General features: G+C 72.5%; 16 protein-coding genes. 5 read left to right on the plus strand and 11 right to left on the minus strand.

Annotation, left to right across the window (positions count from 1 at the left end; translation table 11 throughout):
- Positions 1-291 precede the first annotated feature (291 nt).
- Positions 292-549: a WhiB family transcriptional regulator gene (locus tag ACLQ27_RS08205; RefSeq protein ID WP_007072794.1), complete on the plus strand. Its 258-nt coding sequence runs from the start codon at positions 292-294 to the stop codon at positions 547-549.
- Between the two features lie 87 nt (positions 550-636).
- On the opposite strand, the gene ACLQ27_RS08210 is transcribed toward ACLQ27_RS08205, so the two are convergent.
- Genes ACLQ27_RS08210 through ACLQ27_RS08225 form a run of 4 tightly spaced genes read right to left on the minus strand, consistent with a single transcriptional unit; the run spans position 637 to position 4050 of the window.
- Positions 637-1425, minus strand: coding sequence for a sirohydrochlorin chelatase (locus ACLQ27_RS08210; protein WP_357574739.1), 789 nt, complete (start codon positions 1423-1425; stop codon positions 637-639).
- Positions 1422-2183, minus strand: a complete 762-nt coding sequence (locus ACLQ27_RS08215; RefSeq protein WP_357574678.1) for a phosphoadenylyl-sulfate reductase — start codon at positions 2181-2183, stop codon at positions 1422-1424. Before ACLQ27_RS08215 ends, ACLQ27_RS08210 begins: the two co-directional genes overlap by 4 nt.
- Entirely contained in the window at positions 2180-2341 is a 162-nt protein-coding gene (locus ACLQ27_RS08220; RefSeq protein WP_234588653.1) for a hypothetical protein, read from the minus strand. The genes ACLQ27_RS08215 and ACLQ27_RS08220 overlap by 4 nt, the downstream gene beginning before the upstream one ends.
- Positions 2338-4050, minus strand: a complete 1713-nt coding sequence (locus ACLQ27_RS08225; protein ID WP_425866174.1) for a nitrite/sulfite reductase — start codon at positions 4048-4050, stop codon at positions 2338-2340. The genes ACLQ27_RS08220 and ACLQ27_RS08225 overlap by 4 nt, the downstream gene beginning before the upstream one ends.
- A gap of 312 nt (positions 4051-4362) precedes the next feature.
- Here ACLQ27_RS08225 and ACLQ27_RS08230 point away from each other — a divergent pair, with 312 nt between their 5' ends.
- Complete coding sequence (locus ACLQ27_RS08230; protein ID WP_425866176.1) at positions 4363-5922, plus strand: glycosyltransferase family 39 protein; 1560 nt, start codon at positions 4363-4365, stop codon at positions 5920-5922.
- A gap of 169 nt (positions 5923-6091) precedes the next feature.
- Here the strand turns inward: ACLQ27_RS08230 and ACLQ27_RS08235 are convergent, their stop codons facing one another.
- A complete protein-coding gene (locus tag ACLQ27_RS08235) occupies positions 6092-7684 on the minus strand; it encodes a histidine kinase N-terminal domain-containing protein (RefSeq protein ID WP_425866178.1) in 1593 nt (530 codons plus the stop codon).
- A 30-nt stretch (positions 7685-7714) separates the two neighbouring features.
- A complete protein-coding gene (locus tag ACLQ27_RS08240) occupies positions 7715-8746 on the minus strand; it encodes an SIS domain-containing protein (RefSeq protein ID WP_357496243.1) in 1032 nt (343 codons plus the stop codon).
- Positions 8747-8930: 184 nt separating this feature from the next.
- On the opposite strand from ACLQ27_RS08240, the gene ACLQ27_RS08245 reads away from it, so the two are divergent.
- The gene (locus ACLQ27_RS08245; RefSeq protein WP_425866180.1) at positions 8931-10760 is read left to right on the plus strand and encodes a tetratricopeptide repeat protein; all 1830 of its coding nucleotides are present in this window, start codon (positions 8931-8933) and stop codon (positions 10758-10760) included.
- A gap of 220 nt (positions 10761-10980) precedes the next feature.
- Here ACLQ27_RS08245 and ACLQ27_RS08250 read toward each other — a convergent pair whose 3' ends face one another.
- Positions 10981-12561 (minus strand): MDR family MFS transporter, encoded by a 1581-nt coding sequence (locus tag ACLQ27_RS08250; RefSeq protein WP_425866182.1) that lies wholly within the window; start codon positions 12559-12561, stop codon positions 10981-10983.
- Positions 12562-12673: 112 nt separating this feature from the next.
- Between ACLQ27_RS08250 and ACLQ27_RS08255 the strand changes: the two genes are divergently transcribed.
- Positions 12674-13276 carry a TetR/AcrR family transcriptional regulator gene (locus ACLQ27_RS08255; protein WP_425866184.1) on the plus strand — a complete coding sequence of 201 codons (603 nt, stop codon included), beginning with the start codon at positions 12674-12676 and terminating at the stop codon, positions 13274-13276.
- Between the two features lie 10 nt (positions 13277-13286).
- On the opposite strand, the gene ACLQ27_RS08260 is transcribed toward ACLQ27_RS08255, so the two are convergent.
- Positions 13287-13796: a GNAT family N-acetyltransferase gene (locus tag ACLQ27_RS08260; RefSeq protein WP_425866186.1), complete on the minus strand. Its 510-nt coding sequence runs from the start codon at positions 13794-13796 to the stop codon at positions 13287-13289.
- A complete protein-coding gene (locus ACLQ27_RS08265; RefSeq protein ID WP_007464729.1) occupies positions 13793-14014 on the minus strand; it encodes a biotin/lipoyl-binding carrier protein in 222 nt (73 codons plus the stop codon). The genes ACLQ27_RS08260 and ACLQ27_RS08265 overlap by 4 nt, the downstream gene beginning before the upstream one ends.
- Positions 14015-14237: 223 nt before the next feature.
- Here ACLQ27_RS08265 and ACLQ27_RS08270 point away from each other — a divergent pair, with 223 nt between their 5' ends.
- The gene (locus ACLQ27_RS08270; protein ID WP_369814844.1) at positions 14238-14312 is read left to right on the plus strand and encodes a 50S ribosomal protein bL37; all 75 of its coding nucleotides are present in this window, start codon (positions 14238-14240) and stop codon (positions 14310-14312) included.
- A 124-nt stretch (positions 14313-14436) separates the two neighbouring features.
- Here the strand turns inward: ACLQ27_RS08270 and rsrA are convergent, their stop codons facing one another.
- Both rsrA and ACLQ27_RS08280 read right to left on the minus strand, forming a co-directional pair.
- The gene (gene rsrA, locus ACLQ27_RS08275; RefSeq protein WP_007464731.1) at positions 14437-14724 is read right to left on the minus strand and encodes a mycothiol system anti-sigma-R factor; all 288 of its coding nucleotides are present in this window, start codon (positions 14722-14724) and stop codon (positions 14437-14439) included.
- 1 nt (position 14725) lies between these two features.
- On the minus strand, positions 14726-15553 hold the full coding sequence (locus ACLQ27_RS08280) for a sigma-70 family RNA polymerase sigma factor (protein WP_354861333.1): 828 nt from the start codon (positions 15551-15553) through the stop codon (positions 14726-14728).
- Positions 15554-15555: the final 2 nt, after the last annotated feature.

Genomic DNA, 15555 nt, shown 5'->3' on the forward strand with positions numbered 1-15555 from the left:
ACCCGGACAAATGGGTTGTGGGCTTGCTCACCGCTTGGAGTTTTTCCGAGCGTCACCCTTGACATCACGAGCGTTCGTGAAAGTATTCACAAGCGAACTTGAGTTACCGGGACATTGCCTGGATATGCTCGTCAGGTTGAGCTGTTCCAGCAGGTCTCCGAGGCTAACCGCCTGCTCACGCACTGCCGAATGGTCAGACGCGAACGGTCACCATAGGCAATGCGGATGCATATAGGAAAAGCACTACCCGCAATAAATTGCCACCCATCCAGAATGAGGAGTGTTGCCGCCATGGACTGGCGTCACCATGCTGTCTGCCGCGACGAGGACCCGGAGCTGTTCTTCCCGATTGGGACGTCCGGACCGGCTCTCCTGCAGGTCGAGCAGGCCAAGGCCGTCTGCAGGCGCTGCTCCGTGACCGACCAGTGCCTGCAGTGGGCGCTCGAGTCCGGTCAGGACGCTGGCGTCTGGGGCGGGATGAGCGAGGAGGAGCGGCGCGCTGTGAAGCGGCGCGGCGGCCTCCGGGTGCTGCGCGCTCACTCCGCCTGATTCCCCCAACGACACAGCTGCACGCCCCGGCAGGTCCGCCTGCCGGGGCGTACTGCTGTCCCGTGCCTGGCCAAACCGGCTGAGCCGTCAACCTGTCGGTGCCAGCGCGCCCCGGCCGTCGACCCGGCGCAGCACCAGCTCGGCCAGCTCGGGCGCGTCCGTCAGCGGGGCCGCGACCGCCACCGCACCGGCCGCCCGTGCCGAGTCGGCCACCGCGTCGTGGAACAGGCCCGGCGCGAGGAAGTACGCGGACACCGCCACCCGGCGCGCGCCAGCCGCCCGCAGGCGGGCCACTGCCACACCGGTCGCCGGTGGGGCCGCCGAGGCGTACGACACCCGGCAGGGCACCCCGAACTCGACGCCGAGCGCGTCCGCCACCCGGCCCACCGAACCGCGCGCCCGCGCGTCCCGGGTGCCCGCGGCGGCCAGCACCAGCGCGTCGAAGCGCCCCGGGCCAACCTCGCCGAGCCGACGGCGCAGCCCCGCCAGCAGCGCCGGCGACACCGTTCCGTCCGCCGGGCCGAGCACGTCGGTGACCCGTACCGACAGTGGAGGTCCGGCCTGCGTCGCGGCGGCGACGGCCGCCGGAATGTCCACCCGGTGGTGGTACGCGGCGGTCAGCAGCAGCGGCACGACAACCGCGCGCGGATGCCCCGCCTCGGCCAGCTCGCGCAGCACCTCGGTCGGTCCCGGCTCGGTGTGGTCCAGCCAACTCGCCCACACCGACAGGCCGGGCCGGGCGGCCGACACCGCCCGGGCCAGCGCCCGGGTGGCCTCGGCCGCTCGTGGATCCCGGCTGCCGTGCGCGACAAGCACCACCGGGGCCGCCCCGCCGGCCGCGTCCGGGCCGGTCGGGTTCGTCGGTGACGGGGTCAGACGTGCAGCCCGCACTCGGTCTTCTCGAACATGGCCCACCGCCCGGCCCGGGGGTCCTCCCCGGCCTTCGTCCGCCGCGTGCACGGCCAGCAGCCGATCGAGCCGTAGCCCTGCTTGAACAGCTCGTTGACCGGGACGTTCCAGCGGGCGATGTAGGCGTCCACGTCCCCCTGCGACCACGCCGCGATCGGGTTGACCTTCACCTTGCCGCGCCGCGCGTCGAACGTCACCACAGGCGTGTTGGCCCGGGTCGGCGACTCGTCCCGGCGCAGACCGGCGGCCCAGGCGTCGTACCCGGACAGCGCCCGCTCCAGCGGCTCCACCTTGCGCAGCTGGCAGCAGTCGTCCGGCGACTTGTTGAACAGTCGCGGGCCGTACTGACCGTCCTGCTGCCCCACCGTGAGCCGGGGCCGGATCGACCGGACGTTCACCGGGAGCGTCCGGGCCACCTCGTCGCGGACCCGCAGCGTCTCCGGGAAGTGCAGACCGGTGTCGAGGAAGACCACGTCCACCCCCGGGGCGACCCGGGACACCAGGTGGGCCAGGACGGCGTCGGCCATCGAGCTGGTGACACAGAAGCGGTCACCGAAGGTCTGCGCAGCCCAGCGGGCGATCTCCAGGGCGGGGGCGCCCTCCAGGTCCCGGGCCGCGTGCTCGGCCAGCGTCCGCAGCTCGTCGGGGTTGCGCCCGGCCGGCTCGGTCGACGTCTGAGCGCCCGGACCGACCAGGCGCAGGTTGGCAGCGGAGACGAGGCTCATCGGGTCACCGCCCGGGAGAGCAGCCCGGTGAACTTCACCGCGAAGACCCGTGCGCAGGCGTGGCACTCCCAGGCGCCGTGCCCCGCCTCGTGCGGCCGCAGGTCCTCCTCGCCGCAGTACGGGCAGTACAGGGGTGCCGCTCGGTTCTCGCTGCTCATCGCAGTTCCTCCTCGTCGACTCTGATCACCCAGTTGGCGAACGTCTCGCCCTCGCTCCGACCGGCCAGGTAGCGGCGGGCCAGCCGTTCCACGTACTCCGGAAGCTCGTCGGCGGTGGTCTTCAGGCCGCGCAGCTTGCGGCCGAAACCGGCCGTCTGCCCCTGGGCCATGCCCAGGCCGCCGCCCAGGTGCACCTGGAAGCCCTCCACCTGCCGGCCGTCCGGGCCGACCACCAGCTGACCCTTGAGGCCGATGTCCGCGACCTGCGTGCGGGCGCAGGCGTTCGGGCAGCCGTTGATGTGGATCGAGATGTCCGCGTCGAAGTCGCGCAGCCGCTGCTCCAGCCGGGCCACCAGCTCCTCGCCGCGGGCCTTCGTCTCGACGATGGCGAGCTTGCAGTACTCGATGCCGGTGCACGCCATCGTGCCGCGCCGCCAGGCCGACGGCCGGGCCTCCAGCCCGATCCCGCGCAGCGCGTCGACAAGCGACTCCGTCCGCTCCGACGGCACGTCGAGCACCAGCAGCTTCTGGTACGGGGTGAGCCGCACCCGGTCGCTGCCGTGCGCCTCGGCCACGTCGGCCAGTTGGGCGAGCTGCCCACCGGAGACCCGCCCGACCACCGGGGCGGCCCCCACGTAGTGCCGCCCGTCGGCCTGCTCGTGCACGCCCACGTGGTCGATCGGCTTCGCCGGCAGCTCCGGGGCGGGGCCGTCGAGCAGCGTACGGCCCAGGTACTCCTTCTCCAGGACCTCCCGGAACCGCTCCACGCCCCAGTCGGCCACCAGGAACTTCAACCGGGCCCGGTTACGCAGCCGGCGGTAGCCGTAGTCGCGGAAGATCCCGACCACGCCGGCCCACACGTCGGGGATCTCGGCCAGCGGCACCCAGGCGCCGAGCCGCTGGGCCAGCATCGGGTTGGTGGAGAGCCCGCCACCGACCCAGAGGTCGAAGCCGGGGCCGTGCTCGGGGTGGTCGACGCCGAGAAGGGCGATGTCGTTCGACTCGTACGGGGTGTCGACCAGCCAGGAGATGGACGTCTTGAACTTGCGGGGCAGGTTGGAGAACTGCTTGTCCCCCACGTACCGGGCGACGATCTCGTCGATCGCCGGAGTCGGGTCGACCAGCTCGTCGCGGGCCACCCCGGCGACCGGGCTGCCCAGCACGATCCGTGGGCAGTCGCCGCAGGCCTCGGTCGTCTGCAGGCCGACCGACTCCAGCCGGCGCCAGATCTCCGGCATGTCCTCGACGCGGATCCAGTGGTACTGGATGTTCTGCCGGTCGGTGATGTCGGCGGTGTCCCGGGCGAACTCCCGGGAGATGTCCGCGACCACGCGCAGCTGAGCCAGGCTGAGCTGGCCGCCGTCGATGCGGACCCGGAGCATGAAGAACTCGTCCTCCAGCTCGTGCGGCTCCAGCACCGCGGTGCGCCCGCCGTCGATGCCGGCCTTGCGCTGGGTGTAGAGGCCCCACCAGCGGAAACGGCCACGCAGATCCTGCGGGTCGATGGAGGCGAAGCCGCCGCGCGCGTAGATGTTCTCGATGCGCGTCCGGACGTTGAGCGGGTCGTCGTCCTTCTTGATCCGCTCGTTGGGATTGAGGGGCTCGCGGTGGCCGAGCGCCCACTGACCCTCACCCCGGGGCCGGCGTGGCGCCCGGGCCGGGCGGGTCGTCGGGTCCTCGGAACGGGGCGGGATGCTGCTGACCGCCATCGCGGCGACCTCCGTTGTCTGCTGTGCCTCGGGCTACGCGGGGCGCGACGGCCGGCCCGCGAGGCGGGCGGGACAACGGTGTCTTCAGACAGCCGGCGCGGAGCGCGCCCGAGACGGATTGGTCGGGCGTCGTCAGTAGGCCGGACAGATCGCGCTGCGCACGCGGCCGTAATCGACGTGGCGACGAGCCACGAAGCGGCGGACGACTGCGGCGGTCATGGGGCCCATGCTGCCACACCCCATGGGGGCCGGCCAATGTCCGCGTGCTGGATCCCACATCACGGGCCCACCTGGTCGTGGCAGGCTCGGACCGTGGGTGGATTGTCCGAGTCGGCCGGGGCGGCGTGGGAGCGCCTGCGTCGTCTGCCGGTCTGGCTCGCCCCGGCGCTGCTCACCCTGGCGGTGACGGTGACCGGGCTGGGCTCCGCCCAGCTCTGGCGCGACGAGCTGGCGACGTGGAGCGCGGCCACCCGCTCGCCCGGCGACCTGGTCCGGCTGGCCGGCACCATCGACGCCGCCACCGGGCCGTACTACCTGCTGATGCACGTCTGGAGCACTGTCGTCGGCGACTCCACAATCGCCCTGCGGATACCGGCCGTGGTGGCGATGACAGTGGCCGCCGGGCTGCTCGCCGTGCTCGGCGCGCGGCTGGTCGACAGACGTGCCGGCCTCTTCGCCGGGCTGCTGTTCGCGGTGCTCCCCGGCACCTCCCGCTACGGGCAGGAGGCCCGCCCGTACGCGCTGGCCACCATGCTCGCGATGCTCGCCACAGTGCTGCTGGTGACCGCGCTGCGCCGACCGAGCTGGGCCCGGTGGGCCGGTTACGCGGTCGCCGTCGCCGCTCTCGGGCTCATCCACCTGGTCGCGCTCACAGTGCTCGCCGCCCACGCGCTGGTCGTCCTCATCGCCTGGTGGCGCGGACCCGCCGAGGCCGGCGTCACCAGCCCGGACCGCCCCACCGCCAGCCCGGACCGCGTCGCCGCCAGCCCGAACCACCTCACCGCCAGCCGGGACCGTCCCGCCGTCGAGCGGGACCGGCGGGTGTGGCGATGGCTGGTCGCCGTGCTGCCGGCCGCACTGCTGGCCGGTCCGCTGCTGCTCAAGGCCCGGACGCAGCAGTCCCGGCAGTTGAACTGGGTCCACCTGGCCCGGCTGGACGACCTGACCGCGCTGCCGGGCGGCGTGGCCCAGAGCAGCGTGGTGGGCGGTCTGCTGGTCGGGGTCGCCGCGTTGGGCGCGGCCCGGCTCGGGCGGCGCGCTCTGCTGCCGGTGAGCGCGGTGCTGCTGCCCGTGCTGCTGCTCTTCGCCGCCGGCACGGTCGTACCCCTGTGGGTGCCCCGGTACCTGGTCTTCGTGGTGCCGTTCGCGTGTCTGCTGGCCGGTGCGGCGCTGGCCGCCGTGACCGCGCCGGCCGCGGTCGTCGTGGTGGTCCTGGCCGCGCTGCTCGGCCTGCCCGACCAGACCGCGCTGCGGCGGACCCACGAGTGGCCGCGCAGCGCGCCCGTGGACTACGCGGGGGCCGCACGGGTGATCGCCGACGGCCAACGCCCGGGGGACGCGGTGGTCTACTCGCCCCGGCACAGCTGGCTCTTCCTGGATCTCGGCATCGACTACCACCTCGACGACCCACCACGCGACGTGCTGGTCACCGAGGACGAGGTGCGCCGGGGCGACCTGTGGGCGGCCGAGTGCCCCCAGCCGGCGCAGTGTCTGGCCGGTACGACGCGGGTGTGGCTCGTCGTCGCCGGCCGGCACGCCGAGCCGCTGGCCGCCGTGCCCGGCGCCAAGGGCGACGCGCTCCGCACCGACTTCACCGTCACGCAGGTCTGGCAGCGCCCCGGCCTGACCGTCGCGCTGCTGACCGGCCGCTGAGCGATCGGTCAACGGCCGGACCGCGTCGGTCGTCGGTCTGATCGCCCACGAGGCGAGGCCGGGCCCGCGGTGAAAAGGCTGATGCCGGTGAGTCATCTAGATGACTCACAGGCATCACGCTCATTCGGCCAGCCGCGCCCATCTGCGACAACACCGAACGGACGGCGGCTCAGCCCTGTGAGCGGCCGTCCGGGGCGTTGCGGGCCAGTGGGACGACGAGCAACGCCTCGGTGCCGCCCTTGGCACCCGCGCGCAGCTCGATGGTGCCGCGCAGCTCGCCGGTGACCAGTGCCCGCACGATCTGGAGACCGAGTCGGCTGCCGCGTTCGGCGTCGAATTCGGGGGGCAGGCCGCGCCCGTTGTCGGTCACCGAGACGTGCAGCATCTTGCGGAACCGGTGCGCCGAGACCACCACCTCCGGCCGCGCCGACGGATCGCCCTCGGCGACGGCGGCCGGCACCACGCCCGAGGTCTGCGGTACGGGCGCGTCGTCCGTCTCGTCGGCCGGCGGGAAGCCGTGTTCGACGGCGTTGAGCAGCAACTCGTTGAGGACCATCACCAGCGACGTGGCGATCTCCGCGGGCAGTACGCCGAAGCTGCCCTTACGGCGCATGCCGACGCTCACCTCGGTCGCCGCGACCTCGGTCGCCGCGCTGGCGACCCGGTCGACGATGCCGTCGAACTCGACAGCCTCGTCGCTGGACATCGAGAGCGTCTCGTGCACGAGAGCGATCGAGGCGACCCGGCGGACGGACTCCTCCAGGGCGACCCGGGCCTCCGGCATGGCCACCCGGCGGGCCTGCAACCGCAGCAGCGCGGCCACCGTCTGGAGGTTGTTCTTCACCCGGTGATGGATCTCCCGGATGGTGGCGTCCTTGGTGATCAGTGCCCGGTCCCGACGACGGACCTCGGTGATGTCCCGCACCAGCACCAGCGCGCCGATCGGCACGCCGGCGGGCATCAGCGGCAGGGCCCGGGTGAGCATCGTGGCCCCGCGGGCGTCGATCTCCCGCCGGGGCGGCGCCTCGCCGCGCAACGCCGCCAGGATGCCGTTCGCCGCCTCGGTGCCGTCCAGCGGGTCGCCCGCCAGCCGGCGGTGCAGCGCGGCCAGGTCCTCCCCCACCAGGTGGGAGGCGTAGCCCAACCGGCGGTACGCGGACTGCGCGTTCGGGCTCGCGTAGGTGACCTTGCCACCGGCATCCAACCGGACCAGGCCGTCACCGACGCGGGGGGCGGAGGTGGTCTCGCCCGGGTGCCGGGGTGGCGGGAAGGTGCCGTCGGCGATCATCTGGGCGAGGTCGTCGGCGGTGGTCAGGTAGTTGAGTTCCAGCTGGCTGGGCGTCCGCGCGGTGGAGAGGTTGGTGTCCCGGCCGACCACCGCGATCACCTCGCCGGCCTCGCCGTCGGCGGTGCGCAGCCGGACCGGGATCGCCTCGTGCCGGGCCGGCACGTCGCCGTACCAGACCGGGTCGCCCTCCCGCCAGATCCGCCCCTGGGAGTAGGCCACCCCCAGGTGAGCCACCTCCGAGCCGCCGATGATCCGGCCCACCTGGTCGTCCTGGTACGCGGTGGGCGCGGTCGTCGGACGGACCTGGGCGACACAGAGGAACGTGCCCTCGGCGTCGACCGGCACCCAGAGCAGCAGATCGGCGAAGGACAGATCGGAGAGCAGCTGCCAGTCACCGGCGATCCGGTGCAGGTGGTCGATGTCGGCCGGACGGAGACGGGTGTGCTCCTCGGCGAGGTCGCGCAGCGTGGACACGGTGACCAGGGTGCCACGCCGCGCCGTGCCTCACATCGTCGCGGTGACCTTCTTCAGGCCGCGCGGCGCGTCCGGGTCCTCGCCACGGGTCAGTGCCAACGCCAACGCCAGGCGCTGCAACGGCAGGATGTCCAGCAGCGGCGCGTACCGCTCGTCGACCTCGGGGACGGCGAGCCGGGTGGCGCCCGGCACGTCGGCGGAGCCGACGACCACCACGTCGGCGCGACGCTCGCCGAGGCGGGGCAGCACCTCGCCCATCGACCGGCCACCCGGACCGGAGCCGACGACGGCGAGCACCGGGACCTCCGGGTCGGTCATCGCGAGCGGGCCGTGCAGCAGGTCGGCGCCGGAGAAGGCGAGCGCCGGCAGGTACGAGGTCTCCATCAGCTTCAACGCGGCCTCGCGGGCGGTCGGGTAGGCGTACCCGCGGCCGGTGGTGACCAGTTGGCGGGCGAAGCGGTAGCGCGGCGCGAGCTGGGCCGGGGTGTCGTCGGCGAGCGTCCTGGTGGCCAGGTCGGGCAGCGCGGCGAGCGCCTCCCGCTCGGCCGCCGGGAGCACCCCGTCGCCGGCCCGGATCCCCTCGACCAGCATGAGCAGGGCGAGCAGTTCGGCGGTGTACGTCTTCGTCGCCGCGACCGCCCGCTCGTGCCCGGCGGCGATGTCGATGCTCAACTCGGCAGTGTCGGCCAGCGGGGAGTCGGGGGCGTTGGTCACCGCGAGGGTGAGCGCGCCGGAGGACCGCGCGGCGCGCAGCACCTCGGCGAGGTCGGGTGAGCCGCCGCTCTGGCTGACCCCGACGACAAGCGCGTCGGACAGGTCGGGGCGGGCGCCGAACAGGGTGACGACGCTCGGCGAGGCGAGACCGGCGGGCAGGCCGAGCCGGATCTCGGTCAGGTACGCCCCGTAGAGGGCCGCGTGGTCGGACGTGCCCCGGGCGGTGAAGACCACGTGTCGCGGTCGACGCTCGGCCACGACAGCGGCCACCCGGGCGATCGCCGCGGTGTTGGCGCTGTCGAGCAGGCGCGCGTAGCCGGCGGGCTGCTCGGCGATGTCGGCGGCCATTCCGGACCCTGCACGTGTCACGAAACACTCCCCTCGTGCGCGATTGCCGCGCGTTTCCTGCTCAGTCTTGCACGCAGAAGTCGGCAGCAGCAATTATTCGAGCAGCAGTGCGCAGTTGATCACTTGATCAACTCAACATCAACTACGCTGGCCCCGCTGTCTGCAGCTGCGACGAGAGGACACCGTGCCAGAGGGAAGGGACGAGCCCGCGCTCTCCGCGACGGAGGAGCTGGCGCTGGCCCGGCTGGCACTGGACGAGGGAGACCTCCACCACGCCGCCGGCCACCTCGCCGGCGCGCTCGCGCGGGCGCCCACCCTGCCCGAGGTGCACGAGACGCTGGCCCGCCTCGCCGCGGCCGACGGAGGAGGGCTCGACCTCTTCCCGATCAACCACCACACCTTCGTGGGCGCGGTCGTCGCCCGCGCCCACCTGCTGGCCGCCGCCGGCCGCCCCGCCGAAGGGCTGGAGCTGCTGGCCGCGGCGACCGGTCACGCGCCCGGCACCCAGTGGGCGGGCGTGCCGTGGGTGACCGCCTCCGAACTGGTCGAACGGCTGGAGCCGGACCACATCGCCCGCGTCCTCATGCAGGTCTGCGCGGCGCTGACCGATCCGGTGCCGCGGGCCGGCCGGGACGCCCTCACGCCGTACCTCACGCTGGCCCGCAACGCCGCCACCGTGCACCCCGAGCACGGTCTCCTGCTGGGCGCGGCGTCCGCACTGGCCCGGCGGCTCGGCGAGGTCGCGCTGGCGATCCGTTGGGCCAGCCGGGGCGTACGGTGCCAGCCGTCGAAGATGGGCGAGGTCTGGCTCGGGTACGCGTACCGCAGCGCGGGCCGGACCCGCGACGCCCTCACGGCGCTCGGTCGAGCCGTCGAACTGGACCCGGACGACCTGGCCATCTACGCCGACATCGCCGGCACCCTGGCCGAGATCGGCCGGCTCGACGAGGCGTTGGAGTGGACCGAGCGGGCGCTGGCCCGGGACCCGTCGTTCGACTGCGCGGTGCACACCGCCCACCGACTGCGGCACCTGCGCGACGGCGACCTGTCCCACCTGGTCGCGCTCGCCGACTTCATCCGGGACCACCCCGACGACAGCCACGAGCACGGCGATCTGGCCCAGTGCTGCCGGGGTCGGCCCTGGCTCGGGCAACTGACGCCGGCCGGCGGCCCCCTGGTCGACGCGCTCCGTCAGGCGGTCGCCGACGACGACAACGGCATCGGCGGCGCCGTACGCCTCGCGGCGGCAGCCCCACCGAGCGCCCTGCGGACGGCGACGGCGGTGGCGCCCGGACTGCGGATCGAGGTCGCCGGGGTCGTGGAGCCGGACCCGCGCGAGCCTCGACGCCCGTCCGCGCAGCGGCTGTGGCACTTCGCGGAGAACGTGCCGACACCGGCGCTGCCGGCGCCCTCGGCGGTGGCTGTCGAACGGATCGGACAGGTGGCCCACCCGGCGTGGCCGCACCCGCCGGCGGCCTACGACGCGGCGGTGGGCCTGGCCGGCCTCGACGTCGACGACCTGCTCGGGCTGCTGGTGCACCCGCCCGCGGCGCCGGCGAGCGGGCTGGGACGACTGCTGGCCGCCCAGGATCCGTCGATCTGGGTCCGCGGGGTGCAGGTCTGGGCCTGTCTGGGGCTGCTGCACCAGCGCACCGACGAGCCCTGGGCGGACTCGACCCGACGCCGGGTGCTGGTGGACCTGGTCTGGGGTGTGGAGGACTGGGTCACCGAAGCGGCGCTGTTCGCCCTGATCACCGCCGCCTGGGTGGACCCGGAGGTGCGGCCGGACGTGGCCCGCGTGGTGGCGGAACGGTTGGCCGACGCGGCGGCGGTGACCCAGGCCCGGCCGGTGCCGATCGCGGTCTCACTGGCCCACCTCGCGCTGGCCGCCCCCACCCTGGACCCGGACAGCACGGCACTGGCCACCCGGATGATCGGCGAGCGGGCGGCCCGGCTTCCCCGCCCCCGCAACCCGCTCCGCCGTCTCTGGCAACGGCTGACCCGCCGCCCCTAAACAACCCCGCGCACCCCGCCCCGCCCCGCGCACCCCGCCCCGCCCCGCGCACCCCGCCCTGCCCGCCCCGCCCCGCCCCGCCCCGTCGATCTTGCACTTGCTGTCGTGGTTTTGTCGGGGTGTGGGGTTTTTGCCGGGACAGAAAGTGCAAGATCGGCGGGAAAGGGGGCGCCGCACCGACCTTGAGGTCGGTGCGGCGCGGGGTTGGGGTTGGGGTGGCTCAGGCGACCGGGGCCTTGCCGAGGGCGACCTCGGCCTCCTCCTCCGGGGTGGCCTGCGGCGGCGCCTCGTTGGCGGTGCGCAGCGGGATCTCCTTGATGAACCAGGCGAGGACCGGAATCACGATGGTGAACAGCACGGCCCAGAGGAACACGTGCGAGATGGCGTCGGAGAGACCGGTGAGGACCAGCTCACGCGCCTGGGCCGGCAGCTTCTTCAGCTGCTCCAGGTCCATCCCGCCCTCGCCGCCGCCGCTGAACGCCCGGCCGGCGGACGAGTCGGCGAGCCGGTTGGCGAAGATCGCGCCGAACAGCGAGATGCCGAACGAGCCGCCGATCGACCGGAAGAAGGTGGCCGCGCCGCTGGCCGCGCCGAGGTCCTTCTGTTCCACGCTGTTCTGGGCGATCAGCATGGAGGTCTGCATGAGGAAGCCCATGCCGGCCCCGAGCACGACCATGTAGAGCGAGGACTGCAGCTTGCTGGTGTCGGTGTCGAGCATGGAGAGCAGCGCCATGCCCCCGGTCATCACCACGCCGCCGATGATCGGGTACGCCCGGTACTTGCCGGTCTTGGTGATCGCCCGCCCGATGACCAGCGAGACGACAAGCATGCCGAACATCAACGGCAGCAGCAGCAGACCGCTGTTGGTGGCCGAGGCACCCTGCACGGTCTGCTGATAGAGCGGCAGGAAGTTCATCGCGCCGAACATCGCGAAACCGAGCAGGAAGCCGATCACCGAGATCAGCGCGAAGTTGCGGTTGGCGAACAGCGCCAACGGCAGGATCGGCTCCGGAACCCGGCGCTCCACCAGGCCGAACGCCACCAGCGCCACCAGCGCCAGCACGGCCAGGCCGAGGATCTGCGGCGAGGCCCAGTCGTACTCGTTGCCGCCCCAGGTGGTGATCAGCACGATCGCGGTGATGCCGACCGAGAGCAGCGCCGCACCGAGCCAGTCGATCCGGTGCTCGGTGCGGTACTTCGGCAGGTGCATCGTGGTGATCAGCACGAGCAGCGCGATGCCACCCAGCGGCAGGTTCACGTAGAACGCCCAGCGCCAGGAGAGGTTGTCGGTGATGAAACCGCCGACCAGCGGGCCGGCCACCATGGCGATGGCCATGATGCCGGCGATCATGCCCTGGTAACGCCCGCGCTCGCGCGGCGGAACCAGGTCGCCGATGATCGCCATCACGCCGACCATCAGGCCTCCGGCGCCCAGGCCCTGCACGGCGCGGAAGGCGATGAGCTGCACCATGCCGTCCTGCGGGCCGCCGAACATCCCGGAGCCGGCCATGCCGCACAGGGCCGAGCCGACGAGGAAGACGACGACCGAGGTCAGGAAGACCGACTTACGGCCGTAGAGGTCACCGAGCTTGCCCCAGATCGGGGTGGAGACGGTGGTGCCCAGGACGTACGCGGTGACCACCCAGGTGAAGTGGTTGAGGCCGCCGAACTCGCCGACGATCCGCGGCAGCGCGGTGCTGACGATCATGTTGTCGAGCATCGCGAGCATCATCGCGATCATCAGTCCGAACAGCACGACCCGTACGTTGGGTCGTGCGCCGGTCTGGGTTGCCTGAGTCATGGGTAAGCTCCCCCCGAGGATTGCCTTACTTACTTGCCGCCCGGCTAGTCACCTTACTAGCCGCACGGTAAGTTGGGTACCAACTGACGGTCAAGTGAATTGGGGGGCGTAGGTGAGGGAGAGCACAGGCGGCACCCGGGAGCGGATCAAGGCCGTCGCGTTGGAGCTCTTCACCGAGCAGGGGTACGAGAAGACCTCGCTGCGGGAGATCGCCGAACGCCTCAACGTCACCAAGGCGGCGCTCTACTACCACTTCAAGAGCAAGGACGACATCGTCGCCAGCTTCGTCGAGGATCGGCTGGATCAGATGGACGCGCTGACCGCCTGGGCCGACTCCCAGCCGGCGACCCTGGCCACCCGCCGCACCCTCATCTCCCGCTACGCCGACACGATGTTCGGCGGCGACATGCCGTCGGTGATGCGCTTCTTCGAGCAGAACCAGACAGTGCTCAAGAGCCTCTCCTCCGGTCAGCAGATGCGGGGCCGGATGATGCAGCTCGCCAGCGCCCTCTGCCGGGGCGACGACTCCCCCGCCGCCCAACTGCGCGCAACCCTGTCCCTGTTCGCCGTGCACACCAGCTGGTTCGCCGTGCGGGCGCCGGGCATCACCGACGCCGAACGCCGCCAGCTCGCGCTGGAGGTGGCCGACGAGTTGCTGGCCGCGATCGGCGCCGAGCCCGACGAGGACACGGCACCGGCCAGCAGCCGGGCCTGACGCGCCAGCCTCAGGCGCGGGGCAGCTCCAGCCGCAGGCCCAGCAGGGCCACGCCCTCCACCGGCGACCAGTCCTTCGCCGGCATACGGACGAACCCGAGGCGCTCGTAGAGCCGGTGGGCCGACACGGCCATCCCCGCGCGGACGCAGATCACGACCGCCGTGCAGCCCAACTCGGCCGCCCGGTCGACGCACGCCTGGGCCAGCGCCGCGCCCACACCCCGCCCCTGGGCGCCCGGGTCGACCGCCAGCATCCGAAACTCCGCCTCGCCCGGCCCCGACAGCTCGGCGAACGGGGTGCCCGGCAGTACGAAGGTGACCGAGCCGAGCACCGCGCCCGTCGCCTCGTCCACCGCGACCAGCACCTCGCCACTGCCGGCCCGGGTCGAGACGTCGGCCAGCACCGCCCCGTACCCGTGCTCGCCCTTGAGCTGACCGTCCGCCTCGTACGCGGCCACGGTCAGGCGGGCGACCGCCGGGAAGTCGGCCGTGTCGGCGAGCCGGACCAGCAGGCCGCTCAACCGATCACCGCGATCAGGTCGCCGTCCTGTACGACGTCGCCCTCGTGCACGGCGAGCTGCTGGACCACGCCGTCGGCCTCGGCGACGACCGGGATCTCCATCTTCATCGACTCGAGGATCACCAGAGTGTCGCCCTCGGACACGGTGTCGCCCGCCGACGCGACGACCTTCCAGACGTTCGCCACCATCTCGGCGCGGATCTCCTCGGCCATGTCCACGGCCCTCCCTTTTTCGCGATGTGCCTGCCGACGTATCCAATCACGCGAGGGTGGGGCGCGGGAGCGGAGCGGTGCGGCCGACCGGCCGCCGAGGCCCCGGAGGAAGGCACCGGGTGTCGCGCGCACTACCATCAGCGGGTCGGACCCGACGCCGGGCGGCCGGTGGGTGCACCGGCGCGAGGCCGCGCGCAGCACGGATCCGACCCATCACGAGGAGGTCAGCATGGCGAAGAAGTCCCGCAAGAAGAAGGCCCGCAAGAAGAGCGCCGCGAACCACGGCAAGCGTCCCAACTCCTGAACGCGCCGGCGGGCGATGCGCCCGTCACCGGTCAGTCCGACCCGGCGCAGGCCGGGTACACCGGTGGCCCGGGTCGAAGATCGACCCGGGCCACCGGTGTTTCGCCGTTTCGGTACGCCGACGCTCAGTCGGCCAGCTCACGGGAGTCACTGGTCTCGAAGACCACCAGCTCGGTGAGCTTGACCCGCAGCCGCTCGCGCAGCTGATCGGGCGCGGTCTCGTTGCCGCAGCAACGGGCGACCAGTGCCCGCACCTCCTGTTCGAGCCCGTACTCGCGCAGGCACGGCCCGCACTCGTCGAGGTGGTGCCGGATCAGCGAGCGGCGCTCGTCGGCGCACTCGAGATCCAGGTAGAGGTAGACCTCCGCGAGCACCTCGCGGCAGTCCGTCTCGTGCGGCTTTCCACAGCTCACGTCACACCTCCCGGCCAGCAGCGGCAGCGGCAGAGCCCTTCGCGGACCGGGCCGGGCTGAAGCCCCGCTCCGCGGCGTACTGCTCGAGCAGCTTGCGCAGATTACGACGGCCGCGGTGCAGACGCGACATCACGGTGCCGATCGGCGTGCCCATGATGTCGGCGACCTCCTTGTAGGAGAAGCCCTCGACGTCGGTCAGGTAGACGGCCAGGCGGAACTCCTCCGGCAACTGCTGGAGCGCCTCCTTGACGTCGCTGTCCGGCAGCCGGTCCAGAGCCTCGGTCTCGGCCGAGCGCAGCCCGCTGGAGGTGTGCGACTCGGCCTCGGCGAGCTGCCAGTCGGTGATCTCCTCCGTGGGCGCCTGGATCGGCTGGCGCTGCCGCTTACGGTAGGAGTTGATGTAGGTGTTGGTCAGGATCCGGTAGAGCCAGGCCTTCAGGTTCGTGCCCTGCTCGAACTGGTGAAAGGCCGCGTACGCCTTCAGGTAGGTCTCCTGGACCAGGTCTTCGGCATCCGCCGGGTTGCGCGTCATGCGCAGCCCGGCAGCGTAGAGCTGATCGACGAATGGCATCGCGTCCCGCTCGAACCGGGCCCTGCGCTCGTCCGTCTTCTCGGTGGTCAACCGCACATCCCCTCGCGTCGGATGCTTTCCCGCCGAGGATACGCGCACGGACCTGCCCACAGATTCACTTCCGGCTGGTGTGCCCGTGCTCACCGCACCCACCCCGCCCGGTCCCGCTGTCACGGGCCAGTCCGGACCATCCAGCAGCCGCTGCAGCTGCCGGGCGTCCCGCTCGTCCCGTTCCAGGCTTCGTGTCTCGGTCGGCACCG

This window comes from Micromonospora sp. DT63, from assembly GCF_049841615.1.
Classification (GTDB): Bacteria; Actinomycetota; Actinomycetes; order Mycobacteriales; family Micromonosporaceae; genus Micromonospora.

What these genes read in the sequence shown, in the direction of transcription:
- ACLQ27_RS08250 (WP_425866182.1), bottom strand. Translation starts at nt 12,561, where the DNA reads ATGACTCAGGCAACCCAGACCGGCGCACGACCCAACGTACGGGTCGTG.
- ACLQ27_RS08215 (WP_357574678.1), bottom strand. Translation starts at nt 2,183, where the DNA reads ATGAGCCTCGTCTCCGCTGCCAACCTGCGCCTGGTCGGTCCGGGCGCT.
- ACLQ27_RS08205 (WP_007072794.1), top strand. Translation starts at nt 292, where the DNA reads ATGGACTGGCGTCACCATGCTGTCTGCCGCGACGAGGACCCGGAGCTG.
- ACLQ27_RS08220 (WP_234588653.1), bottom strand. Translation starts at nt 2,341, where the DNA reads ATGAGCAGCGAGAACCGAGCGGCACCCCTGTACTGCCCGTACTGCGGC.
- ACLQ27_RS08240 (WP_357496243.1), bottom strand. Translation starts at nt 8,746, where the DNA reads ATGGCCGCCGACATCGCCGAGCAGCCCGCCGGCTACGCGCGCCTGCTC.
- ACLQ27_RS08225 (WP_425866174.1), bottom strand. Translation starts at nt 4,050, where the DNA reads ATGGCGGTCAGCAGCATCCCGCCCCGTTCCGAGGACCCGACGACCCGC.